We start from the raw sequence: 22129 nt of genomic DNA on the forward strand, positions 1-22129 counted from the left end.
CCGGTCAGGACTGGGCGAGCGGAAGGCACACCGAGAAGCGGGCGCCCGGCGCTCTGTCGCGGGGGCTCGCGTCGATCGAGCCGCCATGGGCCGCCACGATGGTCCGGCAGATCCGGAGACCGAGGCCGAGCCCCTCGGCCCGCGTCGTGAAGAAGCCGTCGAACAGCCGGTCGAGGGTGCCGGGATCGAGGCCCGGCCCGTTATCGACGACGTCGACCGTGATCGACCCGTCCCGGCAGACGGTCTCGACCGCGATCTCGGGCCCGGGGGTCCGCGCCTGCCGATGGATCTGGATGGCGTTCATCAGCAGGTTGACGAAGACCTGTTGCAGCTGGATCCGGTCCGCGATGACCTGCGCGGCCGCGTCCGCCGGGGCGACGGTGAGCCTGATCTCGGTGCGGTTCAGATCGTGCGCCACGAACCGCGCGGCCTCGGCCAGGACCTCCGCCACGGAGACGGGCGCGCGGACGCTGTCCCGCTTGGCGGCCATGCGGCGTGTGCGATCGATGATGTCCCCGGCCCGCGTGACCTGATCGACGATGCGCTGGCATTGCCGCCGGAGCAGGTCGCGGTCGAGATCCGCGCGATCGAGCAGGCGCAGCATCGCCCCGGCGGTCATGCCGATCGACGATAGGGGCTGCCCGAGTTCATGCGCGATCGACGCCGAGAGCTCGCCCAGCGTCGAGATCCGGGAGACGTGGGCGAGCTCGTCGCGCAGCACCTCCAGCGACATCTGCCGCGCGACGTGCTCGGTGATGTCCACGAAGGAGGCGAGCCACAGGCCGGAGGTGGCGCCGTCCGCCCGCGGGACCACGCAGAACAGCGTCTCGAAGCGCGATCCGTCGAGCCGGACGCTGTGCGCCTGCTGCTGGAACGAGGTCGCGCCCGCCGCGAAGGCCCGGGCGGAATTGACCTGGGCGGTGCAGAGCGGGTCGAAGAAGCGCTGCGTGCGCTGCCCGATCATGTCCGCGCGGCCGCCCGCGCCGAACATCCGCACCGCCGCCTCGTTGACGTCGAGGATGACCATCCCGTGCCGCAGGCGGTCGGCCACGTCCGGATGGGCGTCGAGGTGGGCGGCGATGTCGGTGATTCCGGCCGCCCGCAGCGCGTCGAGGGTGGCGACCCGCTCGCGGGCATCGACGACGACGAAGCCGATCGTCGAGACCTTCATGCAGACGAGGTACCACGCGTCGTTCCAGTCGGCCTCGCTGGCCACGACGATCCGGTCGGCCGTCGGCGTCAGACCGTTGCTCATGTCGGCGGTTCCCGGGGCCGGCCCCGATTCAGGCCCGCCGCGCCCCCGCTATACGGCATCCGAAAATCCCGCTTCCAGTCGGGAAGCGGGACTTTCGGGGGCAGGCCCCGGGGTCATCGCCCGGGGTCATCGCCCGGGGTCATCGCCCGGGGTCATCGATCGGCGTCAGGTCCCCGAGAGGGTCTCCTTGGCCAGGGGCAGGCTGCGCAGGCGTCGGCCGGTCAGCGCCGCGACCGCGTTGACCACCGCCGGCGGCACGCCGGGCAGGCCGGGCTCGCCGATGCCGCCCATCGGCGCCCCGCTCTCGACGATTGCCACGTGCACCCGCGGCATCCGCTCCCGGTCGAGGATCGGGTAGGCGTCGAAGTTCCGCGCCTGCCGTTCCCCGTTCTCGTAGACGACCTGCTCCAGCAGCGTCGACGAGAGGCCGAGCGCCGCCGCGCTCTCGACCTGGCGCTTCACGATCGCCGGGTTGACCACGCGGCCCGGATCGATGGCGATCCAGAGATCGTGCACCCGCGCCTCGCCGTTCTCGAGCGACACCTCGGCGATCGTCGCCGTCTCCGAGCCGAACGGCGAGGCCATCGACACGCCCCGCGCCCGCCGCGTGCCGTCCTGTGCCCGGAACGGCCCGCGCGTCCAGCCGCCCGCGAGGTCGGCCACCGCCTGCAGCAGGGTGCGGTGGCGGGCGCTGTCCCTCAGGAGCGTCATCCGGAGGGCGAACGGATCCTGGCCGCCGGCCTGCGCGATCTCGTCGAGGAAGCTCTCGTAGAAGTAATCGTTCATCGAGTGCCCGACCGAGCGCCAGAACGCGATCGTCACCGGGTGCGGCACCTTCACGTAGGTGAGCCGCCGGTTCGGGATCGCGTAGGGCTTCCGGTCGAGGCCCTCCACCACCGAGGAATCCACCGGCCCCTTGAACAGCGCGCCGAACCAGCGCCCGATCGGGCCCTCTCCCACCGCGGTGGTCTCCAGCGCCACCGGCATCCCGTCCGGACCGAGCGCCGCCCTGAACCGCGCGAAGCTCAGGGGGCGGACGGCGTCCATGCCGAACTCCTCCTCCCGCGACCACAGCACCCGCACCGGCTTGCCCGTCGCCTTGGCGAGCAGGATCGCCTGCGGGAACGGGCTCGCCGGCCCGTAGTGGAAGTGGCGCCCGAAGAAGCCGCCGAGCATCGGCGAGTGGATCCGGACCTGATCCGGCTGCAGCCCGGCCGTCTTGGCGGCGACCTGCTGGAACAGCTCCGGCATCTGGTTCGGCACCCAGAGGTCGAGGCTGCCGTCGGGGGCGAAGCGCGCCACCGCCGAGGGCGGCTCGAGCTGCGCGTGGGCGAGGTAGGGCGCGTCGTACGCCGCCTCCACCACCTTGGCCGCGCCCGCGAAGGCGGCGCCCGGGTCGCCGGCCTGCTCGGCCGGGACGCCGGGGCCCGCCGCGTCCCGGAGGGCGGCCAGCATCGCCGCCGAGGAGAAGCCCGCCGAGACGGTGGCGACGCCGTCGGGCGCCGGCCGGGTCCAGGTCACCTGCAGGGCCTCGACGGCCCTGCGGGCCCGCCACCACGTGTCGGCCACCACCGCCACCGCGCCCGGCAGGCGCTCGACCGCCTGGACGCCCGGCATCGCCCGGACCTCCGCGGCGTTGGCGATCGCCTCCGGCTCGGTGCCGAGATGCGGCGCGTGCCGGATCGCGGCGTGGACCATGCCGTCGAGCCGGATATCGATGCTGTAGACGGCCCGGCCGGTGGACTTGTCGCGCATGTCGAGGCGCGCCACCGGCTTGCCGATCCAGCGGAAATCTTTGGGATCCTTCAGGGCGACGTCGTCCCGCGGCTGCAGCGCCAGCGCCGCGGCGGCCAGCGCGCCGTAGCCGAGGCTCCGGCCGGAGGCGGCGTGGATCACGCGCCCGTTCTCGGTGGTCAGACTGGCCTGCGGCACGGCGAGCTCGGCGGCCGCCGCCCGCAGGAGCATCTCGCGAGCGGTGGCGCCGAGGCGGCGCATGGCCTCGAAGCTGGAGCGGGTGGAGAAGGATCCGCCGGTCATGCGCAGGCCGTTGACGACCGCGTAGTCGGGACCGGGCGGGGCGCATTCCACCGCGAAGCGCGCCGGGTCGAGGTCGAGCTCCTCGCCGATCGTCTGGGCGAGGCCGGTGTTGATGCCCTGGCCGCCCTCCACGAAGGGGCTGAGCAGGCGCACGGTGTCGTCGGGGCGGATCTCCAGGAAGGCCGTCACGCGGGTCCCGGGTTTCGGCGCGACGGCCGCCGGGCCTTCGGCGCGGGTCTGGGCGGTGGCCGGCGCGAGCCGGAGGCCGACCCCGAGGAACAGCGCGCCCGAGGCGGCCCCCAGGAAGCCGCGGCGGGAGAGGTTGCGCACCGGTTCGCGACGGTCGGCGCGGTGGAGGGGCGTGAGGTCGGTCATCGTGCGCCTCCTCAGGCCGCGGCCTGCCGCACGGCGGCGGCGATGGCGTTGTAGGTTCCGCACCGGCACAGGTTGGTCATGGCGCCGGCGATGTCGGCCTCGGTCGGCTTCGGGGTCTGCTTGAGCAGGCTCGTGGCGGCCATGACCTGACCGGACTGGCAGTAGCCGCACTGGGGCACCTCGATGCCGACCCAGGCGGCCACGACCCGGGCACCGACCGGGTCCTGCTCGATCGCCTCGATCGTCGTGACGGCCTGGTCGCCGACGCTCTCCAGGGGGATCTGGCAGGAGCGGGTCGCCGCGCCGTCGAGGAGCACCGTGCAGGCGCCGCACTGCCCGATGCCGCAGCCGTACTTCGTGCCGGTCAGCCCGAGGCTGTCGCGCAGGACGAACAGCAGCGGCGTGTCCGGTTCCGCGTCCACCGTGTAGCGACGCGCATTGATCGTGAGCTGGACCATCGTTCGACCTCGTGGGATGGGGACGCCGCGACGTGTCTCGGCGTGCGAACCGGCCGGGCGACATGTCTTCGGGGACGGCCGAAGGCGCGGTCCGGATCGTGTGCCGTGTCGCGAGAGGTACCGCCGCCCCCGGCCGCGCGGAATCATACGAAGGTTAGGGGTCGTCACCCGAAACGGTGCCCCTCCGCGGCCCGCCCCCGGGATCAGGGCCGGCGGAGGACAGTCCATCGCCCTGGGTCTCGGCCCTGAAAGCTTCGCGGGGCGCTCGGGCGGCCGGTCACGCGCCCGGGCCGCGGCTGCGGCGAACCCGCGTGTTCCGGGATCCGATCTTTCGAAGCGGAGGGCGCGGGACTGCGGCAGGCCGGCCTGCAGAGGCGCCGACCGGAACGGGTGATCGCCCGTCAGCGACGGACGGAGCTGCGGTGATGGGCCGATCCGGCTCAATGATACCGAGGTTCGAGTCGGATCATCCGAGACTCGATGCGCACGAAACCTGCGCGCCGGACGGTCGGGACCGGTCTATCATACCGACGCATGATATCCGTCCGGTCGTGAGGCCTCTACGTTTTCCGCAGATCTCGGGATCGCGGAGGAAATACCATGGACGACCACTACGATGCCCTCATGATCGGCAGCGGCGAGGGCGGCAAGTTCCTGGCGTGGCACCTCGCCAAGGCCGGCCAGAGGGTCGCGGTGATCGAGCGCCGCTGGATCGGGGGCTCCTGCCCCAACACCAACTGCCTGCCGAGCAAGAACGAGATCTGGAGCGCCGAGATCGCCCACCGCGCCCGGCAGGCAGACCGGTACGGCATCGAGACCGGACCGGTCGCGGTGGATATGGGCCGGGTGGTCGCGCGCAAGCGGGCGATGGTTCGCGACCTCATCGACATGCACCTCGACCGCTACCGCGAGAGCGGCGCGGAGCTCGTCATGGGAACGGCCCGCTTCACGGGCCCCAGAGCGCTCACGGTCGCGCTGAACGCGGGCGGCTCGCGCGCGCTGACGGCGGAGCAGATCTTCCTGAATCTCGGCACCCGCGCGACCATCCCGGACGTCCCGGGCCTGCGCGAGGCCGGGCCGCTGACCCATATCGAGGCGCTCGAACTCGACGCCGTGCCCGCCCACCTCGTCGTCCTCGGCGGCGGCTACGTGGGCCTCGAACTGGCCCAGGCCTACCGCCGGTTCGGCAGCGCGGTGACGGTGATCGAGCACGGGCCCCAGATCGCGGGTCGCGAGGATCCGGACGTGGCGTCCGCCCTCGCGCAGTTCCTCGAGGCCGAGGGGTTGGCGATCCGCACCGGCACGGAGGTGGTGCGCGTGCGCGGCCGCTCGGGCGAGACCGTGGAGATCACGGTGCGCGGCGGTGCCGGTGAGGCGGTCATCGCCGCGAGCCACATCCTCGTCGCGGCGGGGCGCGCGCCGAACACCGACGGCATCGGTCTCGACCGCGCGGGCGTGGCGCTCACCGAGCGGGGCGTCATCGAGGTCGACGATCACCTCCGGACGAGCGCGCCGGGCGTCTGGGCCATCGGCGAGTGCGCGGGCAGCCCGGCCTTCACCCACGCCTCCGCGGACGATTTCCGCGTGATCCGCGACACGCTGGCGGGGATCCCGCGCTCGACCGCGGGCCGGCTGATGCCGTCCTGCCTGTTCACCGACCCGCCGCTTGCGCGGGTCGGGTCGACCGAGACGGAGGCGCGGGCCGACGGTCACGCCGTCCGGGTGGCGCGGCTGCCGATGGCGGCCGTGCTGCGCACGCGGACGACCGGGCAGACCGAGGGCTTCATGAAGGCCGTCATCGGTCCGGACGACCGCATCCTTGGCTTCACGATGCTCGGCGCGGAGGCCGGCGAGGTCATGGCCGCGGTCCAGGTCGCCATGCTCGCCAACCTGCCCTACACGGCGTTGCGCGACGCGATCCTCGCCCATCCGACCACCGCGGAGGGGCTGAACAGCCTGTTCGCGGCCGTCCCCGCCCGCTGAGGCTCAGCCGGCGGCGGGCTCGGCTGCGGCGCCGCCCGCCGCGTCCGGCTCGGCCGCCGGCAGCTCGACCGCGAAGGTCGCGCCCGGCCCGTCGTTGTTCCCGCCGGTCAGCGTGCCGCCATGGGACTCGACGATGGTCCGGCAGATCGCGAGGCCGATGCCCATCCCGTCGCGCTTCGTGGTGAAGAACGGGCTGAACAGCCTGGGCAGCTGCTCCGGATCGATGCCGGTGCCGCTGTCGACGACCGCGATCCGCAGCCGGCCCGGCGCGGGGGCGGTCAGCGCGATCCGCAACTCGCGGCGGGGCTCGGGCAGGTCGCGCACGGCGTGCAGGCCGTTCGTCACGAGGTTGACCACGACCTGCTGCAGCTCGACGCGGTCGGCCAGGACGCGCGCTTCGGTCGCGGCGATCACCGTCCGCACCGTCGCCCCGGCCGCCAGGATCTCCCGGTCGAGGAGGGCCGCGACCTCCGCCAGGAGGGAGCCCAGGTCGAGGATCTCGGGCTGGCTGCGGTCGCGGCGGAGCTGCTCGCGCGTCCGCTGCACGATCCGGCTCGCCCGCATGCCATCGCGGACGGCGCGCTCGGCCGCCCGCGCGGCCGCCTCGAGGTCCGGCGTCTCGCGCCGCAGCCAGCGCAGGCAGGCCTCGGCGCTCATCACCATGGCGCCGATCGGCTGGTTGACCTCGTGGGCGATGGAGGCGGAGATCGCCCCGACGGTCGAGACCCGGCCCGCGCGGGCGAGCTCGGCCTGGGCCGCGAGCAGGGCCTCCTTGGCGCGCTCCCGCTCGGTCACGTCGATCATCGCGCAGGCAACCCGGTCGAGGGCCGCCTCGTCGTCCGGCAGCGCCACGACGAGGATCGCGGTCACCTCCCGCCCGTCGGCGCGGATCAGGCGGCCCTGGGCCTCGAAGCGGCCGCCCGCCCGGTCGATCCGCTGCAGGAGCGGCAGGACGAGGTCGTTGCCCGGCGGGAGGAAGCGGCTCATCGAGCCGAGCACCGCCTCGCGGGAGCCGCAGCCGAGGAGCCGCACCGTCGCGTCGTTGACGTCGACCAGCGCGATCCGCCGGGCGCAGGCGGCGACGAGCGCGGCGTCGGCCTGCCCGCGGAGGTCGGGCCCGAGGGCGCCGGCGGCCCGCGCCTCGGCGAGGTGGGCCTGCGCCTCGGAGAGATCGACCTCGCACAGCGCGACGTGGCTCTGCTCGAACAGCGCGCGGTAGCGGCGCTCGCTCCGGGCGAGCGCGTCCAGCGCCCGCCGCCGGGCGCTCGTGTCGAAGGCGATGAGGCTGATCCCGCCGGTCAGCGCGAGGTAGAAGCCGACCGCGGTCAGGCCGCTCTGCGCGGCCAGCGCCTGGGCGATCATCGGCGAGAAGGCGCCGCCGATGATGCCGCCGACGTTGAACGCCACGGAAGTCCCCGTGTAGCGCACCTGCGGCGGGAACAGGCTCGGCAGCCACGCGCCGAGCGGCCCGTTGACGAAGCCCATCACCCACAGGGCGAAGGCCAGGAAGGCGAAGATGGTCGCGAGGGAGCCGCTGCCGAGCATCGGCGCCAGCAGGATCCCCGACACGATGGTCCCGGCGCAGCCGACGATCAGCACCCGGGCCGGGTCGAGCCGGTCCGACAGCCAGCTCGCGACGACGATGGCGGCGGCCATGAACAGGATCGCGCCGAGCTCGACCGTCAGGAACGAGGCCCGGGAGTAGCCGAGCGTCGTTGTGCCGTAGCCGAGCGCGAAGGCGGTGGCGGTCCAGAACAGGGAGAAGCACGCGACGACGCCGAACATCCCGGCGACGACCTGCCCGGCATGGTCGCGCATCAGCGCGACGAGGGGGACGCGCGGGGGCTGCGCGTCCTTCACGGCGGCGGCGAACTCCTCGGTCTCGCCGAGATTCGTGCGGACCCAGAGCCCGAGCCAGACCAGGGGCACGCTGAGCAGGAAGGGCACCCGCCAGCCCCAGTCCGCGAACTGCTCCGCGCTGAGGGTCAGGGTCAGGACGAGGAACAGGCCGTTGGCCACGAAGAAGCCGAGGGGCGCCCCGAGCGGCGCGAACATCGCGTAGCGCGCGCGCCAGCCCGGCGGGGCGTTCTCCAGAGCCAGCAGGGCGGCGCCGCTCCACTCGCCGCCGAGCGCCAAGCCCTGCCCGAACCGGAGGAGGCAGAGCAGGACGGGCGCGAGCCAGCCGGCCAGCGCGAAGGTGGGCAGCAGTCCGATGGCCGAGGTCGTGAGCCCCATCAGCAGGAGCGAGGCGACCAGCGTCGCCTTGCGCCCGATCCGGTCGCCGAAATGCCCGAAGACCGCGCCGCCGATCGGCCGGGCCACGAAGGCGAGGCCGAAGCTCGCGTAGGCGCTGATCAGCTCCGCCGATTGCAGCGCCGCCGGGAAGAACAGCGGCCCGAAGATCAGGCTCGCCGCCGTGGCGTAGATGTAGAAATCGTAGAACTCGACCGTCGTGCCGATCAGGCTCGCGAGGAGGACCCGCGCCGTCGTCTGCCTGGGACGCGCGTCGCCCACCGCACTCATCTCCGCGCCTCGCTGCACAGCCTGTCGGACGGGCGCGCGGCCGGAGGAGGCGGGCGGCCGCGAATCCTGGGCCGGGAGGCGCTGACCTCGCCGGAGGTTGAGCCAGTCCCGGGGACAGTGCAACCGCTCATAGCCACAAGCTTGGCCGCGAGTCGATAGGCGGGTCGGGAGCGGTCCGGCGAGCGGCCATTCGGGGCGATCCGTGCCGGCGGTCCGCGCCGTCCACAAAAGGGTCGGCTTGATCGGGCGCGGATACAACCTGTAAGCACTGCCCGTGCGGGCAGCCTGTCAGAGGCGCGCGGGGACTCGTCGATCACGATGTCAGGCAACGTCCGGGGTGGCGCGGCGAAGCCCGGCGCCGACACGGCCTCACCGCTGGTGGTCATCGTCGAGGATGACGAGGGCGTCCGCGAAGGTCTGCAGGACCTCCTGCACTCCGTCGGGCTCGACACCCTCGCCTACGGCGCGACGCGCGACCTCCTCGCGGCGACGCTGCCGGACCGCCCGGGCTGCCTGATCCTCGATGTGCGGCTGCCGGGATCCAGCGGCCTCGACCTGCAGGCGAAGCTCGCCGCGATGGGCAACCGCATGCCGATCATCTTCATGACCGGCCACGGCGACATCCCCATGACCGTCCAGGCCATGAAGGCGGGCGCGCTCGATTTCCTGACCAAGCCATTCCGCGATCAGGACATGCTCGACGCCATCGCGGTCGCGATCGAGCGAGACAGGACCCGGCGGGCGTCGAGCGCGGGGGTCGCCGAGCTCGAGGCGCTGGCCGCGACCCTGACGGCGCGGGAGGCCGAGGTGATGGCACAGGTCGTCAAGGGGCTGCTCAACAAGCAGATCGCCCACGCCCTCGGCATCAGCGAGATCACGGTCAAGATCCACCGGGGCAACGTCATGCGGAAGATGGCGGCCGGCTCCGTGGCCGACCTCGTGCGCAAGACCGAGCTGCTCAAGGCCCGGGCGGCCGTCTGAGCCGGACCATCTCCCCGTCTCTCCCGCAGACCCGTCCCGAGCCGATCGGCGCGGAACGATGCCGGACATCGCCGCGTTGGCACCCGCACTGGACAGATTCGTCGCGGCGATCGGATCGGAGATCGGCGAAGAAGTCCTGCCTCAACTTGTGAAATCCATGTCTACCGGGTCGCGTCGCGACGCCCCGGGTCCTGCGTTGCTGTGGCAGGACTCGGTTCATCGGGATGTGAGTCCGTCGCGCGCATCAAACCATCGTATAATTTCGTCGGAGCCGCCGCCGGCCCACAGAGGTGGGATCGATGCGCCTTCGAGAGGCTCTGGAGGGAGATTCGTGCCGGTCGGGAAGAAAGCGGTCGCGGTCGTGGACGACGACGAGGCGGTTCTGGACGCGACGTCCAGCTTCCTCGAGGCGTTGGGCTACGACGCGCGGGCCTTCAACTCGGGCGAGGCCTTCCTGGCCGCGATGGCCGGCAGCGACGTGTCGTGCCTGCTGACGGACGTGAACATGCCAGGGATCAGCGGCATCGAATTGCAGGACCGCGTCCGGGAGCAGCGCCCTGCCATGCCGGTCATCATGATGACTGCTCTGACCGACGACGCACTCCGGCGCCGGGCCCTCGCCGGGGGCGCCCGCGATCTCTTGCGCAAGCCGCTCGTGGCCGACGAGCTGATCCGCTGCCTGGAAGAGACGATCGGGGCCTGACTCCAGGGCCTGACTCCAGTGCCTGACTCCAGGTCCTTTCCATCCGTGACGGGATCGCCGGCCGGCTCCGGACCGGCATCGCGCGCGTGCGCCGCTGGCAAGCCGATCCGAGGCCGGTCCGGTTAGGACATCAAACCTCCGTATGATTCCGGCGCGAACGGCCACGGTCCAAGGTCGCGCCATGGAAGCGGCGCGCCGTCGGCGGGCCGGACGAGGAGGCGGGGATGGGACTGACGATGGCGAGCCCGGGTGCGGCGCCCGACGAGGCCCTGCTGCGCGCGGAGACCGCCCGCAGCGCCATGGCCCGGCTGCTCGCCGTGGCCGGACACGATCTGAAGCAACCCCTGCAGGTGGCCCTCATGGCCATCGACCGCGCGGTCTCGGACGGCGTCGGTCCCCGGGCCGCGGCCCGGCTCGGCCTCGCCAGCGACGCGCTGGTGCGGCTCGGCCGCGAGCTCGACGACCTGGCCCGCTCCTCCCAGGCCGGCAGCGTGGCGCCCCGGCTCGGTCCCGTCGCGGTCGCCCCGCTCTTGGAGGCGGTGGCGGCCGAATGGGCACCCTACGCCGACGCGGTCGGGGTGCGTGTCCGGGTCTGCGCCACGGCGCTGACGGTCACGAGCGAGGTCGCCATGCTGACGACCATCCTGCGCAACCTCGTCGGGAACGCCGTGAAGTATGCGGGCCCGGGCGGCCGCGTCGTCGTCGGATGCCGCCGCCGGCAGGGGCGCGTGGCGATCGAAGTGCACGACGGCGGTCCCGGCATCGCGCCCGAACGGCTGGCGGGCATCTTCGACGCCTTCGACCGCGCCGGACGCCGGGACGGGGCCGGTCTCGGGCTCGGCCTTCATATCGTCCGGCAAACCGCCGCGGCGCTCGATCACCCGGTCGCCGTGCGATCCCGGCGCGACCGGGGCTCGGTCTTCGGCGTGACCGCGCCCCGCCACCGTCCGGCATCCGCGTAGACGCCCTGGGACGATCCCGACGGCACCGCCGCCGCGGAGCAGGTCCGCCGTCCCGGTACCGCAGGCCGCGAAACGCCCGGACCGCGCGCGCAGGCCGCCGAAATCGGCGGCGTCCACGGCTACGCAGGCGAGCCGCGGCCACACGGCTTGCTCGCCAGGGTTGCTTGTGGAACCGTGTCGGCCTGAGACCCCGAAGAGGCGACGGATGCTCCGCACCGTGCTTTCGCAGACGGAGCGCGACCTGACATGACGGCTGGTGATCCGCCCAACAAGATGGCCGAAGTTGCCGGCCTTGCGGCCGCGATCGCCGATCACATCCTCGCGCAGCACGAGGCCGGGACCACGATCCCGCCGGACCAGTTCCGGATGCTGGTAAGCGCCGCCCGGATGCTCCTGGATAACGGCGTGGCTTGGCCGCCGTCGGTGACCTACCTCGTCATGGAAGTCGCCCGACGGGTCGAGGAGGCCGAGCCGCCGCCCAAGGGCGACGAGGTCGTGACGCACCTGGAGCAGGCGCTCGACGCGGCGAAACCCACCTGAGACACCTGAGACCGACCGTCACGCGGCGGGCGCGCCGACTTCCCGCGGGATCGGCGCCCTATATGGGCCCTATGCCCACACTAGGTCTCAAGCTCCCGCTCCGGATCTGCGTCCTCGAGAACGCCGCCTGCGTCGAGGATGCCGGCGGCCGGCGCACCGGCTACGTCTACTGGGACGAGGGCCGTTCGGGAGGTGGTGACAGGCCCTTCACCCGCGCCGAGGCCATCGAGCAGGTCCGGATCATCGCGGGCGCCTGGGCCGGCGCCCTGGTCCACAGCGGCACCCTCGACACCGGCCCGGCGCCCGAGCCGGGTGCCGCCGCCGCCGAGCCGTCTCCGGAAGGCTGACCGCGCCCGGCCGAGCGGGATCCGCTACAGGCCGGTGCCGCTCACGTACGAGACCGGCGCGCCCGGACCCGAACTCGTCGCGGAGGCCGCGACGGTGGCGGCGATCCAGTCGCCGTCGCTGGTCCCGGACACCCGGCACTCCCGCGCCATGGCCCGCACTCGGCGGCGCCAGAGCCAGAGGCGGAGGGTGTGGATGAGGTCGTACATGGTCGGCCCCGCGCTGTCGCTCCCGTCCATGTGGGGCGCGCGGGCGGACCGCTCAAGCCTGCGGCGCCCGACCGGTCGAGCTCGGAAGCCCCGCCTCAAGCGGAGCGGTGCTTCATCACGAAGTGGAAGCCGAGCTCGGGATTCTTGCTGAAATCGGCGTCGTAGAACGCGTTCTCGTTGCCGGAGCCTCGGCAGAAATCCTTGAACTGAAACATGGTCATCGGGACAAATTCCAGCCCGTGCTGCCGGACAAGCTCGCGCCACCACGTCTCCGGCTTGACCGTCGGATGGTAGCTCACGCCGTTGGCGACATCGTCGTAGGTCGCGGCGGAGCCCACGAAAAGACCGCCGTCCGCCAAGTGGGATTTCACGTTCGCGAACAGCTGAGGAAGCAGCGATTCCTCGATGTGCTCGAGGACCTCCCACATCGTGATGACGTCAAATTTCGCTTTCGTCCCTGACCTCTGATCCATCAGAGCGAACGGCTTGGTGATATCGCAGGTCTTCAGATAGTCCGGGATGATGGACCATTCGGCGCGCTGCGCGCGAAGAGAGTAATCGCTCCCCTCGATCCCGAAGGCCGCGTTGCCCCGGATGAGGAAATCGAAGACGAGGCCGCCCCCCGCGCAGCCGAGGTCCAGGGCCCTGACCTTTCGGCCGAAATGGCTCTCGATCGCGTGGCAGAACCGCTGATTGCGCGTATTATCATCCTTTGTGCCGCGCGGAACCGTGTGATCGTTGCTCTCGTAGGCGATCGGATGATCCGTCACGAGGCAGAAATCGTTCTTCGGCGCGAGCTGAACCACGGCGAGGCGCCGGACATCTTGCATCTGCGCCAACTGCTGCGCGTGAGCCGTCATGATCTTGCTGTCGAGGGCGGCATAGAGCTGGCGGCCGACGTCGAGGATCTGCTGCGTGATAAATTGCTTGTCCTGGTCGTCCATCACAAATTCCCGACGAGCGATCTCGAGCTGACGCGGTATGGCCAGCCCCGAATTTATCCGAGATCCTGTATCAAATCTTTACGCGGCGGCCCGAATTCGGATTGTGGCGCCTCGGCGCGCTGCCCCAACGGCGCACTGCGTTCCGGATCTGCCGCCAGCCCGATTCGGCGAGCCGGCAGGACGCCTCACGCCCCTCCCCCGGGCAGACCCGCCCAGGCCTCGCGGACGAGCGCGAGGCGCCGCTCGGCCCGGGCCGCGTCGGCGTCCGCGACTTGGTCGAGCACGGCCTCCAGCGCCTCGGATCCACCGAGCGCGGCGGCCGCCTCGCCCTGGCGGCGCATGGCGGAGCGGTGCGCCCGCATCGCCGGCCCGGCCTTCTGCCCGGCCTCGATCGCCTCCAGGGTGGCGATCAGGGCGGCCGCGAACGGGGCGACGTCGCGCCAAGTCGCCGCCGCGGGCGCCGGCTCGGGCGGGTGGGCACGCTCCGGCGGCGGTGCGGAGAAGTTGGTGGTGAGTGGGCGCTTCATGACGAACCTCCACGGGCGCGGTATCAGGGGGCCATCGGCCGGAGCGGAGCTGTACGAGGAGCGCATGGCCGAAAGGCGGAAGGGCACCGGGTCCGGCGAGGATAGCCTGTCGCGCCACATCCTCCCCAATGCCGGCACGATGGTCGGCGTCTGCACCACGCTGATCGGCCTCGTGAAGATCGCCGAGGGCTGGATCGGGCCGAGCCACGTCGACGAGGCCGCCGCCCTGACGGCGATCCTGTTCCTGGTCAGCGCGATCGCGTCCTACCTGTCGATCCGCCTGGACGACGGCGGCGATCTCTCGGTCACCCTGGAGCGCTGCGCCGACATCTGCTTCGTCATCGGGCTGGTCGGCCTGACGCTGATCTCGGTCCTGTTCGCCTACGAGACGATCTGACGGCGCGCGGCGCGGAGCCGGTCGGGCAGGGCCTCGCGGTCGGTCAGCGCCGCCGCCAGGACCGCGAACAGGCCGAGATGCAGGCCGAGCGCCGCCAGCCCGGGATCGCGCAGGGACCACAGGCCGGCCGCCCCGAGCGCCATGAGCGGCGGTCCGGCCACGTAGACGGCGCTCCGCCACCCGGCGGGCCGGCCGAGACGCCAGAAGCAGCCGGCCAGCGCCGCCAGGGCGAAGCCGCCCTTGAGCAGCGCCATGAAGCGGATCACCCGCACGAGGTCGGGATCGACGGGCGCCGCGGGGACCCGCGCGGCCGCGACGAAGACCAGCGGAAGCGCGAGGATCGTCAGCGCGGCGAGCAGCAGGCGCGCCCGTGGGGCGCCGCGCGTCGCGGCCCCGGCCGCCGCCGGGATCGTCATCGCCTGAACCCGCATCGGCTTCCTCCTGCGCGCGCCGCGATCGGGGGCGAGTCTAGGCTCTCCGGAGGCTCCGGTCACCTCGCGGGGGAGGGCGGCCGGGCCGCGCCGTCGCGGGCCGGGTCCGAGGGCGGCGCGTGCGGCTCAACAGCCGCGGAACAGCGCTACCCCGAAGGCGGTGAATTTCAGCGGCAGGTGGCAGTGGCGGTCGGGGTCGTAGATCCGGAAGCGGATCGCGGCCTCCTCCAGGAACCCCTCCCCCGCGGCCCCGACGAAGTCCCCGATGACGAACACGACCTCGTAGAGGCCGGCGGCGAGCCGCGTCCGCACGACCGGATGGTCGAGGGTCCCGTCCCCCCCGAGGCGGCCCTCGGCGATCACCCGCCGCTTTCCTCCGGCGCGCAGGACGCGCACGCGCATCCCCTCGGCCGGCCGGCCCGTGGCGGCGTCGACGGCGTGGAGCGACAGGCCGGTCACGGGGTCCCGTCCTCCCAGACTATCCGCCAGGGATGGGCCGCCTCGTAGGCGGCCGCCATCGCGACCAGGGTCTCGTCGCCGCCCCAGGGCGCCACGAGCTGGAACCCGATCGGCAGCCCGGCGCCCGAGGGTCGGCAGGGGATCGAGATCCCCGGGCAGCCGGCGGCGTTGACGAAGCCCGTGAAGGTGGCCGAGCCGCGGGGGCCCACCGGTACCCCGGCGATGCGCGGCGGATGGGTGTCCTCCGCCGGCCAGGGCAGCGCCGCGGCCGCGGGGGTCATGAGGAGGTCGTGGTCGGCGAACAGGGCGGCGAGGTCCCGGCGCAGCGCCAGGGCCATCCGCTGCACCTCGAACAGGTCGGCTGCCGACAGGGCCGCCCCGGCCTCCGCCAGGGCGCGGATGTCCGGGCCTAGGTCGCCGAGCCGGCCGGGATGCGCGCGCATCAGCCACGCGATGCCCGCCTGGCCGAGGACCGGCCACGCCTCCGTGATGGCCGTTGCCGCGTCGAAGCGGCCGGTCTCGACCCGGTGGCCGAGGCCGGCGAGGCGCACGGCCGCCTCGGCGACGCTGTCGGCGATCTCCGGATCCACCGGGGCCGTCCCGAAGGCCGGGACGTGCAGGATCCGCAGCGGGCGCTCCGGCATGACGGCGCTCCCGAACGGGCCGAAGCCGTGCGGCGCGACAAAACCGGGGTCGGCAGCCCCGAGGACTCGCATGGCCGCCGCGAGGTCCTCGACGGTGCGCGCCATCGGCCCGACCACCTCGAGGTCGAGCATGATCGGCGGCAGCCCGCCTGTCCGCGGCACCCGGCCGGCGGTCGGCTTCAGGCCGACGAGGCCGGTATGGGAGGCGGGGCGGCGGATCGAGCCGCCCGCGTCGGTCCCGAGGGCCAGGGGCCCGATCCCGGAGGCCACGGCCGCCACGGCGCCGCCGCTGGAGCCCCCCGGCGTCAGCGCCGGATCCCACGGGTTACGGGTGACCCCGTGGACCGGGTTGCCGGTGTAGCCCTGGACGGTCAGCTCCGGGACGTTGGTCTTGCCCAGGATCACCGCCCCGGCCGCGCGCAGGCGCGCCACCGGTGTCTCGTCGCGGTCGACGGCCTGCCCGGCCCCCTCCCCCGCGTAGAGCCGGCTGCCCCAGCCGGTCGCGAACCCGGCGACGTTCAGGCTGTCCTTGACGGTCAGCGGCACGCCGTCGAGGGGCCCGAGCGGTCGCCCCGCCCGCCAGCGCGCGGCGCTCGCCGCGGCGGCGCGCTCCGCGCCCTCGGGATCGACTTCGACGAGGGCGTTGAGCACCGGGTTCACGGCCTCGGCCCGCTCCAGGCAGGCGCGGGCGGCCGCGACCGGGCTCACCGTCCCGGCGGCGTAGCGGCGGCCCAGGGCCGCGGCCGAGAGGGTCCAGAGCGGGCCGTCCGCGTCGATCCGGGTCATGACTCCTCCTCGCGATGGGCGATCCAGCGGGCGAGCGGCCCGGCGAGGCCGGTGGCCGGCTTGGCGGGCGGGCGGGCGAAACGGCCGGCCCGCGGCGGCCGCGTCCCGAGCCGCACCAGGGCCTGCGCTTGGCCCAGGGCGGCCGCGAGCGGGTCGACGAGCGGCACCGGCACCGCGTCCCGCAGGGTCGTGGCGAGGCCGGCGAGCGGCGCGCCGGCCAGGATCACGACGTCGGCCCCCTCCCCCACCGCCCGCTCGGCCAGGGCCAGGATCTCGGGCCGCAGCTCGTCCTGCACCTCGGTCACGGCCTGGAACGGCCGGCGCACCGCGTGGAGGCCGGCGCAGCGGGCCGACAGGCCGGCCAGGGCCACCGCGTCCTCGTACCAGGGCAGCAGGGCGGGCGCGAAGGTGACGACCGCGAACCGCGCCCCGAGCTGGCAGGCGGTCAGCATCGCGGCCTCGGCCATGCCGACCACCGGCAGGTCGAACAGCTCCCGCGCGGCGACCAGACCGGGATCGCCGTAGGCGGCGATCACCGCGGCGTCGTGGCCGGAATGGTGGGCGGCGAGCGTCTCCAGCACGGCCGCCCCGGCGAGCTGCGCCTCGGCCCGGCTCGCGATGTAGGGCAGGCCCGTCGTGGCGGTGAGCGCGGTGATGTGCGCGTCGGGGGCGAGCGCCGCCTCGGCGGCCCGCGCCATGCGCGCGGTCATCGCCGCCGAGGTGTTGGGGTTGAGGAGCAGGATGCGCATGCGAGGGCTCCGGGCGCTTCAGCCCGCCATCCGGCGGGACAGGCCGGCGGCCCGCTCCATCACGGCAGCGAGCACCACGGTCACGAGGATCAGCAGGCTGGAGGCCGCCGCCACTGTGACGTCGAGGCGGCCCTCCAGGTCCTGCCACATGCGGATCGGCAGCATGTCGGTGGCGGCGTCGCGCAGGAACAGCGAGACCGGGACGTTGTCGAAGCTCGCCATGAAGGCGATGAAGCCCCCGGCCAGGATCCCGGGCCGGATCAGCGGCAGGGTCACCCGGCGGAACGTGTAGAGGCGCGAGGCGCCGAGGGAGGTCGAGCTCTCGAGGAGCACCGGATCCATCTGCGACAGGGCCGCCACGGTGGTGCGGACCACGTAGGGCACGCAGACCACGGTGTGGCCGAGGACGAGGGTCAGCGGCGAGACCGGGATGCCGGCGAGGCTGAACAGCATCAGCGCCGCGAGCCCGAAGGCCAGGGCCGGCAGGACCAGCGGCGACAGGAACAGGCTGTCGAGGAGCCGCGCGGAGAGCCGCGGCGACCGGGCGATGGCGAGCGCCGCCGCGGTGCCCAGAACCACCGACAGCAGGGTCGTCCAGCCCGCCACCACGAGGCTGTTCCAGGCGGCGGCCCGGAGCTGCTCGGCCTCCGCGAGCGCCGCGTACCAGCGCAGCGAGTAGCCCGGCGGCGGGAAGCGCAGGGAGAAGCCGCTGGTGAACGACACCACCACGACGATCACGGTGGGCGCCGCCAGCAGGACGAGGCAGAGCCCGGCCAGCAGAAGCACCGCGCCGTGGAAGCTGAACCAGTCGAGATCGCGCCGCAGGCTCGTCCGCATGGTGACTCCCGGTGGCTTCAGGCGCGCGCGCGGCCGCCCGACAGGCGGCCCGCGAGGTTGAGGAGCGTGACGCAGGCGAGCACCGCCACGAGGAAGACGATCGCGATCGCCGCCGCGAACGGCCAGTTGTTGAGCGAGGAGGCCTGCTGGTACAGGTACATGGGCATGAACAGCATCTGCCCGCCGCCGATCAGCGACTGGGTGATGAAGGCGGTGATCGCCGCCGCGAAGGTCAGCAGGCAGCCCGCCACGATGCCGGGCAGGCAGAGCGGCAGCGTCACCCGGAGGAAGGTGCGCCACGCCCCCGCCCCGAGCGCCGCCGAGGCGTCGGCGAGGTTCGGGTCGATCCGCGACAGGGCGGTGACCAGGGGCAGGACCATCAGCGGCAGTTGCACCTGCGCCAGCGCCAGGACGAGGCCGCCCTCGGTGTAGAGCAGCTTCAGGGGCGCGTCGGTGAGGCCGAGGCCGAGGAGCGCGGCGTTGACGATGCCCTGGCGCCCGAGGATCACGATCCACGCGAAGGTCCGCACCACCACGCTCGTGAGCAGCGGCAGCAGCACGATCAGGGTCAGCAGGCCGCGCAGCCGGCCGGGCGCCCAGGTCAGGAGCAGCGCCAGCGGCAGGCCGAGCAGGAGGGTCAGCGCCGTGACCTCGACGCCGAGCCACAGGGTCGCGCCGAGCACCCGCAGGGAGAACGGGTCGAGCAGGAACCGGGCGTACTGGTCGAGGCCGAACCGGGTCATGGCCGGATCGGCGTAGAAGCTCACGAGCAGCAGCAGCGCCAGCGGCGCCAGGAAGAAGACGAGGAAGAACGCCCCGAGCGGCAGCGCGAGGCGAATGTCGTAGGCCGCCGTCCAGGCGCGGCCCGGGCGGAGGGGCGCCGCGACCGGGCCCGCCGTGGCCGGGCCGGTGCTCACACCCGGATCTCGCGGTTGAAGCGCTCGATCCAGGCCGGCCGGCCGCGGTTGATCGCGGCCCAGTCCTGGAACACCGACTTGCGCTTCAGCTCGTCCGCGTCCTTCGCCAGGACCTTGGCGACCTCGCCCTCGATGACGACCTTCCGGTTGGTCGGCACGATCAGGTAGGGGCTCTGCATCAGCTTGGCCTGCACCTCCGGCGACAGCGCGGCCTCGATCAGCTTGAAGGCCAGCTCCTTCGACGGCGTGTTCTTGACGATGTGGATCGTCGTCTTGAAGGCGATGATGCCTTCCTTCGGCGCCGCGAACTCCACCGGCACGCCCCGGGCCTTCAGGATCTGGATCGCGTTGAAATTGCCCGGCCCGATGTCGACCTGCTCCTGCTGGTAGAGGGCCGCCAGGGCGCCCGGGTTGGCCGCGACGGCGGCGAGGTTCGGCTTGAGCGCCTCCAGCGCCTTGAAGCCCGGCTCGACGTCGGTCTCCGAGCCGCCGTGCATCCGGGCGATCTCCACGAGGAAGCCGGTGCCCAGCGTCGAGTTGAGGTTGGTGATGCCGACCCGGCCCTTGAATTCGGGCTTCCACAGGTCCGCCCAGGAGGTCGGCGGGGTCTTCACCTTCTCGGGGTTGTAGGTCAGCCCGACGATCTGGAAGAACGGCGCCGGACCCATCGGCTCCTGCGCGTCGGCGATCAGGTTGCCGTAATGGGCGGACTGGGCCACCGGGTAGGGCTCGACGAGGTCCTGGGCGATGGCCGTGAGGGCTGGCCCCGGATCGTGCAGCATCACGTCGATCGGCGGGTTGGCGCGGGCCGCCTGGACCTTGGCGATCTGGTCGACCGAGAGCATCGGATCGAGGATCACGTCGCCGCCCGAGCTCTTGCGGAAGGCCGGCACCAGCACGGCCCGGTGCGCCTCCTCCCAGCTGCCCGTGAAGGTCGCGAAGACGAGCTTGCGCGCCTGCGCGCGGGACAGGCCCGGGAAGGCCTGCGCGGCCCCGAGGGTCAGGGCGCCGGCGAGGAGGCTGCGGCGGTGCAGGGGCATGGTCGGTTCTCCTGGCTCGGTGTCGGGCGGCTCGGGCTCAGTGTCGGGGATCGGGAAAGACGCCGACCCGCTCGGGTGCTGTCGGGCGCAGGCGCACGCGGGTGCCAGGCGGCCGGGGCCGGGCGCCCGCCGCGCGCGGCTCGGCGGTCTTGAGACGGGCGCCGCCGTCGAGGCGGATCTCGTGGACCAGGGTGGCGCCCAGCGGCAGGCCGACCTCGACCGCGCCGTCGAGGCCGTCGGCGGCCCCTGCCCCGGCCCCCGGTCCCTCCTCCGCGAAGGCGACGTGCTCGGGCCGCAGGCAGGCGGCGACCCGGGTCCCGTCCGGCAGGGACGTGGCGGCGGGGAGCAGGCCGCCCGCCTCCAGGGCCACCACGCGGGCGCCGCCCGGCTCCGTCGCGAGCCGCCCGTGCAGGACGTTGGCCGTGCCCACGAAGGTGTTGACGAACAGCGTCTCGGGGCGGTCGTAGACGTCGGTCGGGGGGGCGAACTGCTCCAGGCGGCCGGCATTGAGCACGGCGACCCGGTCGGCCATCGACAGCGCCTCCTCCTGGTCGTGCGTGACGATCAGCGTGGTGGTGCCGGCGCTGCGCTGGATGCGCTTGATCTCGATCTGCATGTCGAGGCGCAGGTTCTTGTCGAGGGCCGCGAAGGGCTCGTCGAGGAGCAGGATCGAGGGGCGCACGGCCAGCGCCCGGGCCAGCGCCACCCGCTGCTGCTGGCCGCCCGACATCTCCCGCGGGAAGCGCCCGCCGAGGTGCTCGAGGCGCACCAGCGCCAGTATCTCGGCGACCCGCGCCCTCTGCTCGGCCCGGCCGACGCCCCGGGCCGCGAGGCCGTAGGCGACGTTGTCGGCGACGCTCATGTGCGGGAACAGGGCGTAGTTCTGGAACACGATGCCGACGGTGCGCCGGTTCGGCGGCAGGTGGTCTACCGCCTGACCGCCGATGATGACGCGCCCCTCCGTGGGCTTCAGGAAGCCCGCCACCGCGCGCAGCAGGGTGGTCTTGCCGCAGCCCGACGGTCCGAGCAGGGCGACGAGCTCCCCGCCCCTGATGTCGAGGGTCACGGTGTCGACCGCGAGCGCCGACCCGTAGCGCTGGGTGATCCCGTCGAGGATCAGGGTGGTCCCGGCGCTCACGGGCGGCCCTCCCCGCCCGCCGCGAAGGCGCGGCCGTGCGCGGCGAGATGCGCCGTCGGGCAGCCCGCCAGCTCCAGGCCCTTCCACAGGGTGACGGCCACCGAATCGATCACCGGCACGCCGAGTTCGGCCTCCAGGGCCGGGGCGAGCGCGGCGCCCGCGAGGTTCGTGCACACGATCGCCACTGCGTCGACGCCCTCGGCCGCCACCGCCCGGACCATGCCGGCGATGGCCTCCGGGCCGGTCTCGGCGAAGGCGAAGTTCTCCGACAGGCCGAGGTGGCGCTCGGCGGCGCAGTCGAAGCCGGCCGCGCCCCAGTTGGCCTGGATCCGGCGCTGCACGTCGCCGGTATAGGGCGTGACGAGGCCGATCCGCCGGAAATCCCGGGCGCGGAACAGGTCGCGGAAGGCGAGCGCGGCGGTGGAGGCCGGGCACCCGGTCCGGTCGGTGATCGCGGCGCTCAGGCGCTCGTCCGCGTCGAAGCCGATCCACGCGCCGGAGGTCCCGTTCCACAGGATCGCGGCGACGCGGGCATCGGCGAGCAGTTCGGCCGCCGCCAGGATCGGCTCGGGGTCGAACTGGTCCAGGGCCGCCGCCGACAGGCCGATCTCCGTCACGCGGAAGCGGGCGAAGTGGGCGCTCACGCCCGCGACGCCGGCCAGGAGATGCGCCGTGGCCGGCTCGAGGACGCTGTTCGACGAGGGCGTCAGCATGCCCAGACGCGTCGTGCCGTTCGCTCGTTCCATCGCATCCATCCTCGATCCATGAAGCATCCGACAGGCCTGGGCGGGCGACAAGGTATTTTCTGCATGCTGCATGCAATTTGCGCAAATGCATGATATGGCAGCGCAAGCGGCCGAAAAATGGGTCATCGATCGGGCGGCCGGAC

At 73.0% G+C, this 22129-nt stretch carries 23 protein-coding genes; 7 read left to right on the top strand and 16 right to left on the bottom strand.

Annotation, left to right across the window (positions count from 1 at the left end):
* Window positions 1–4: 4 nt before the first annotated feature.
* The 3 genes from ACX9MN_RS19460 to ACX9MN_RS19470 form a co-directional block, all read right to left on the bottom strand.
* Entirely contained in the window at window positions 5–1255 is a 1251-nt protein-coding gene (locus tag ACX9MN_RS19460) for a sensor histidine kinase (protein ID WP_020094721.1), read from the bottom strand.
* A 165-nt stretch (window positions 1256–1420) separates the two neighbouring features.
* Window positions 1421–3667, bottom strand: a complete 2247-nt coding sequence (locus ACX9MN_RS19465) for a xanthine dehydrogenase family protein molybdopterin-binding subunit (RefSeq protein WP_489725124.1) — start codon at window positions 3665–3667, stop codon at window positions 1421–1423.
* Window positions 3668–3678: 11 nt separating this feature from the next.
* Window positions 3679–4125 (bottom strand): (2Fe-2S)-binding protein, encoded by a 447-nt coding sequence (locus ACX9MN_RS19470; RefSeq protein WP_091981360.1) that lies wholly within the window; start codon window positions 4123–4125, stop codon window positions 3679–3681.
* A 600-nt stretch (window positions 4126–4725) separates the two neighbouring features.
* Here ACX9MN_RS19470 and ACX9MN_RS19475 point away from each other — a divergent pair.
* Complete coding sequence (locus tag ACX9MN_RS19475) at window positions 4726–6108, top strand: mercuric reductase (RefSeq protein WP_331299497.1); 1383 nt, start codon at window positions 4726–4728, stop codon at window positions 6106–6108.
* Window positions 6109–6111: 3 nt separating this feature from the next.
* On the opposite strand, the gene ACX9MN_RS19480 is transcribed toward ACX9MN_RS19475, so the two are convergent.
* Entirely contained in the window at window positions 6112–8631 is a 2520-nt protein-coding gene (locus ACX9MN_RS19480; RefSeq protein ID WP_489725125.1) for an MFS transporter, read from the bottom strand.
* A gap of 318 nt (window positions 8632–8949) precedes the next feature.
* Between ACX9MN_RS19480 and ACX9MN_RS19485 the strand changes: the two genes are divergently transcribed.
* The 5 genes from ACX9MN_RS19485 (at window position 8950) to ACX9MN_RS19505 (ending at window position 12164) form a co-directional block, all read left to right on the top strand.
* On the top strand, window positions 8950–9612 hold the full coding sequence (locus ACX9MN_RS19485) for a response regulator transcription factor (protein WP_056526642.1): 663 nt from the start codon (window positions 8950–8952) through the stop codon (window positions 9610–9612).
* A gap of 331 nt (window positions 9613–9943) precedes the next feature.
* Window positions 9944–10315, top strand: a complete 372-nt coding sequence (locus tag ACX9MN_RS19490) for a response regulator transcription factor (RefSeq protein ID WP_205833493.1) — start codon at window positions 9944–9946, stop codon at window positions 10313–10315.
* A 224-nt stretch (window positions 10316–10539) separates the two neighbouring features.
* Window positions 10540–11277, top strand: coding sequence for a sensor histidine kinase (locus ACX9MN_RS19495; RefSeq protein WP_103986262.1), 738 nt, complete (start codon window positions 10540–10542; stop codon window positions 11275–11277).
* A gap of 246 nt (window positions 11278–11523) precedes the next feature.
* The gene (locus ACX9MN_RS19500; RefSeq protein WP_020094713.1) at window positions 11524–11817 is read left to right on the top strand and encodes a hypothetical protein; all 294 of its coding nucleotides are present in this window, start codon (window positions 11524–11526) and stop codon (window positions 11815–11817) included.
* Between the two features lie 62 nt (window positions 11818–11879).
* Entirely contained in the window at window positions 11880–12164 is a 285-nt protein-coding gene (locus tag ACX9MN_RS19505) for a hypothetical protein (RefSeq protein WP_489725126.1), read from the top strand.
* Window positions 12165–12188: 24 nt separating this feature from the next.
* On the opposite strand, the gene ACX9MN_RS19510 is transcribed toward ACX9MN_RS19505, so the two are convergent.
* The 3 genes from ACX9MN_RS19510 to ACX9MN_RS19520 form a co-directional block, all read right to left on the bottom strand.
* Complete coding sequence (locus tag ACX9MN_RS19510) at window positions 12189–12401, bottom strand: hypothetical protein (RefSeq protein WP_091981372.1); 213 nt, start codon at window positions 12399–12401, stop codon at window positions 12189–12191.
* 65 nt (window positions 12402–12466) lie between these two features.
* On the bottom strand, window positions 12467–13315 hold the full coding sequence (locus ACX9MN_RS19515) for a methyltransferase domain-containing protein (RefSeq protein WP_056526624.1): 849 nt from the start codon (window positions 13313–13315) through the stop codon (window positions 12467–12469).
* Between the two features lie 185 nt (window positions 13316–13500).
* Window positions 13501–13842 (bottom strand): hypothetical protein, encoded by a 342-nt coding sequence (locus ACX9MN_RS19520; RefSeq protein ID WP_489725127.1) that lies wholly within the window; start codon window positions 13840–13842, stop codon window positions 13501–13503.
* A gap of 64 nt (window positions 13843–13906) precedes the next feature.
* Here ACX9MN_RS19520 and ACX9MN_RS19525 point away from each other — a divergent pair, with 64 nt between their 5' ends.
* Window positions 13907–14239 (top strand): hypothetical protein, encoded by a 333-nt coding sequence (locus ACX9MN_RS19525; RefSeq protein WP_205833488.1) that lies wholly within the window; start codon window positions 13907–13909, stop codon window positions 14237–14239.
* Here the strand turns inward: ACX9MN_RS19525 and ACX9MN_RS19530 are convergent.
* From ACX9MN_RS19530 to ACX9MN_RS19570, 9 genes are all read right to left on the bottom strand, one after another.
* Window positions 14224–14670, bottom strand: a complete 447-nt coding sequence (locus ACX9MN_RS19530) for a hypothetical protein (protein ID WP_331326124.1) — start codon at window positions 14668–14670, stop codon at window positions 14224–14226. The two genes, ACX9MN_RS19525 and ACX9MN_RS19530, sit on opposite strands and share 16 nt — an antisense overlap.
* A 126-nt stretch (window positions 14671–14796) precedes the next feature.
* Entirely contained in the window at window positions 14797–15129 is a 333-nt protein-coding gene (locus tag ACX9MN_RS19535) for a hydroxyisourate hydrolase (protein ID WP_489725128.1), read from the bottom strand.
* On the bottom strand, window positions 15126–16559 hold the full coding sequence (locus ACX9MN_RS19540) for an amidase (protein ID WP_489725129.1): 1434 nt from the start codon (window positions 16557–16559) through the stop codon (window positions 15126–15128). Before ACX9MN_RS19540 ends, ACX9MN_RS19535 begins: the two co-directional genes overlap by 4 nt.
* Complete coding sequence (locus tag ACX9MN_RS19545) at window positions 16556–17308, bottom strand: aspartate/glutamate racemase family protein (RefSeq protein ID WP_489725130.1); 753 nt, start codon at window positions 17306–17308, stop codon at window positions 16556–16558. The genes ACX9MN_RS19540 and ACX9MN_RS19545 overlap by 4 nt, the downstream gene beginning before the upstream one ends.
* Window positions 17309–17326: 18 nt before the next feature.
* Window positions 17327–18145, bottom strand: a complete 819-nt coding sequence (locus ACX9MN_RS19550) for an ABC transporter permease (protein ID WP_489725131.1) — start codon at window positions 18143–18145, stop codon at window positions 17327–17329.
* Between the two features lie 17 nt (window positions 18146–18162).
* On the bottom strand, window positions 18163–19062 hold the full coding sequence (locus ACX9MN_RS19555) for an ABC transporter permease (protein WP_489725132.1): 900 nt from the start codon (window positions 19060–19062) through the stop codon (window positions 18163–18165).
* Window positions 19059–20102: an ABC transporter substrate-binding protein gene (locus ACX9MN_RS19560; protein WP_489725133.1), complete on the bottom strand. Its 1044-nt coding sequence runs from the start codon at window positions 20100–20102 to the stop codon at window positions 19059–19061. The genes ACX9MN_RS19555 and ACX9MN_RS19560 overlap by 4 nt, the downstream gene beginning before the upstream one ends.
* Window positions 20103–20139: 37 nt before the next feature.
* Window positions 20140–21240, bottom strand: a complete 1101-nt coding sequence (locus ACX9MN_RS19565) for an ABC transporter ATP-binding protein (protein ID WP_489725134.1) — start codon at window positions 21238–21240, stop codon at window positions 20140–20142.
* Window positions 21237–21986: a maleate cis-trans isomerase family protein gene (locus ACX9MN_RS19570; RefSeq protein ID WP_489725135.1), complete on the bottom strand. Its 750-nt coding sequence runs from the start codon at window positions 21984–21986 to the stop codon at window positions 21237–21239. The genes ACX9MN_RS19565 and ACX9MN_RS19570 overlap by 4 nt, the downstream gene beginning before the upstream one ends.
* Window positions 21987–22129: the final 143 nt, after the last annotated feature.

It is taken from the genome of Methylobacterium sp. 1A (assembly GCF_058072805.1).

Excerpts from the sequence above, each read along its gene's own strand:
- ACX9MN_RS19460 (WP_020094721.1), bottom strand. The coding sequence starts at position 1,255 with ATGAGCAACGGTCTGACGCCGACGGCCGACCGGATCGTCGTGGCCAGC.
- ACX9MN_RS19465 (WP_489725124.1), bottom strand. The coding sequence starts at position 3,667 with ATGACCGACCTCACGCCCCTCCACCGCGCCGACCGTCGCGAACCGGTG.
- ACX9MN_RS19470 (WP_091981360.1), bottom strand. The coding sequence starts at position 4,125 with ATGGTCCAGCTCACGATCAATGCGCGTCGCTACACGGTGGACGCGGAA.
- ACX9MN_RS19475 (WP_331299497.1), top strand. The coding sequence starts at position 4,726 with ATGGACGACCACTACGATGCCCTCATGATCGGCAGCGGCGAGGGCGGC.
- ACX9MN_RS19480 (WP_489725125.1), bottom strand. The coding sequence starts at position 8,631 with ATGAGTGCGGTGGGCGACGCGCGTCCCAGGCAGACGACGGCGCGGGTC.
- ACX9MN_RS19485 (WP_056526642.1), top strand. The coding sequence starts at position 8,950 with ATGTCAGGCAACGTCCGGGGTGGCGCGGCGAAGCCCGGCGCCGACACG.
- ACX9MN_RS19495 (WP_103986262.1), top strand. The coding sequence starts at position 10,540 with ATGGGACTGACGATGGCGAGCCCGGGTGCGGCGCCCGACGAGGCCCTG.
- ACX9MN_RS19500 (WP_020094713.1), top strand. The coding sequence starts at position 11,524 with ATGACGGCTGGTGATCCGCCCAACAAGATGGCCGAAGTTGCCGGCCTT.
- ACX9MN_RS19505 (WP_489725126.1), top strand. The coding sequence starts at position 11,880 with ATGGGCCCTATGCCCACACTAGGTCTCAAGCTCCCGCTCCGGATCTGC.
- ACX9MN_RS19510 (WP_091981372.1), bottom strand. The coding sequence starts at position 12,401 with ATGGACGGGAGCGACAGCGCGGGGCCGACCATGTACGACCTCATCCAC.
- ACX9MN_RS19515 (WP_056526624.1), bottom strand. The coding sequence starts at position 13,315 with ATGGACGACCAGGACAAGCAATTTATCACGCAGCAGATCCTCGACGTC.
- ACX9MN_RS19520 (WP_489725127.1), bottom strand. The coding sequence starts at position 13,842 with ATGAAGCGCCCACTCACCACCAACTTCTCCGCACCGCCGCCGGAGCGT.
- ACX9MN_RS19525 (WP_205833488.1), top strand. The coding sequence starts at position 13,907 with ATGGCCGAAAGGCGGAAGGGCACCGGGTCCGGCGAGGATAGCCTGTCG.
- ACX9MN_RS19530 (WP_331326124.1), bottom strand. The coding sequence starts at position 14,670 with ATGCGGGTTCAGGCGATGACGATCCCGGCGGCGGCCGGGGCCGCGACG.
- ACX9MN_RS19540 (WP_489725129.1), bottom strand. The coding sequence starts at position 16,559 with ATGACCCGGATCGACGCGGACGGCCCGCTCTGGACCCTCTCGGCCGCG.
- ACX9MN_RS19545 (WP_489725130.1), bottom strand. The coding sequence starts at position 17,308 with ATGCGCATCCTGCTCCTCAACCCCAACACCTCGGCGGCGATGACCGCG.
- ACX9MN_RS19550 (WP_489725131.1), bottom strand. The coding sequence starts at position 18,145 with ATGCGGACGAGCCTGCGGCGCGATCTCGACTGGTTCAGCTTCCACGGC.
- ACX9MN_RS19560 (WP_489725133.1), bottom strand. The coding sequence starts at position 20,102 with ATGCCCCTGCACCGCCGCAGCCTCCTCGCCGGCGCCCTGACCCTCGGG.
- ACX9MN_RS19570 (WP_489725135.1), bottom strand. The coding sequence starts at position 21,986 with ATGGAACGAGCGAACGGCACGACGCGTCTGGGCATGCTGACGCCCTCG.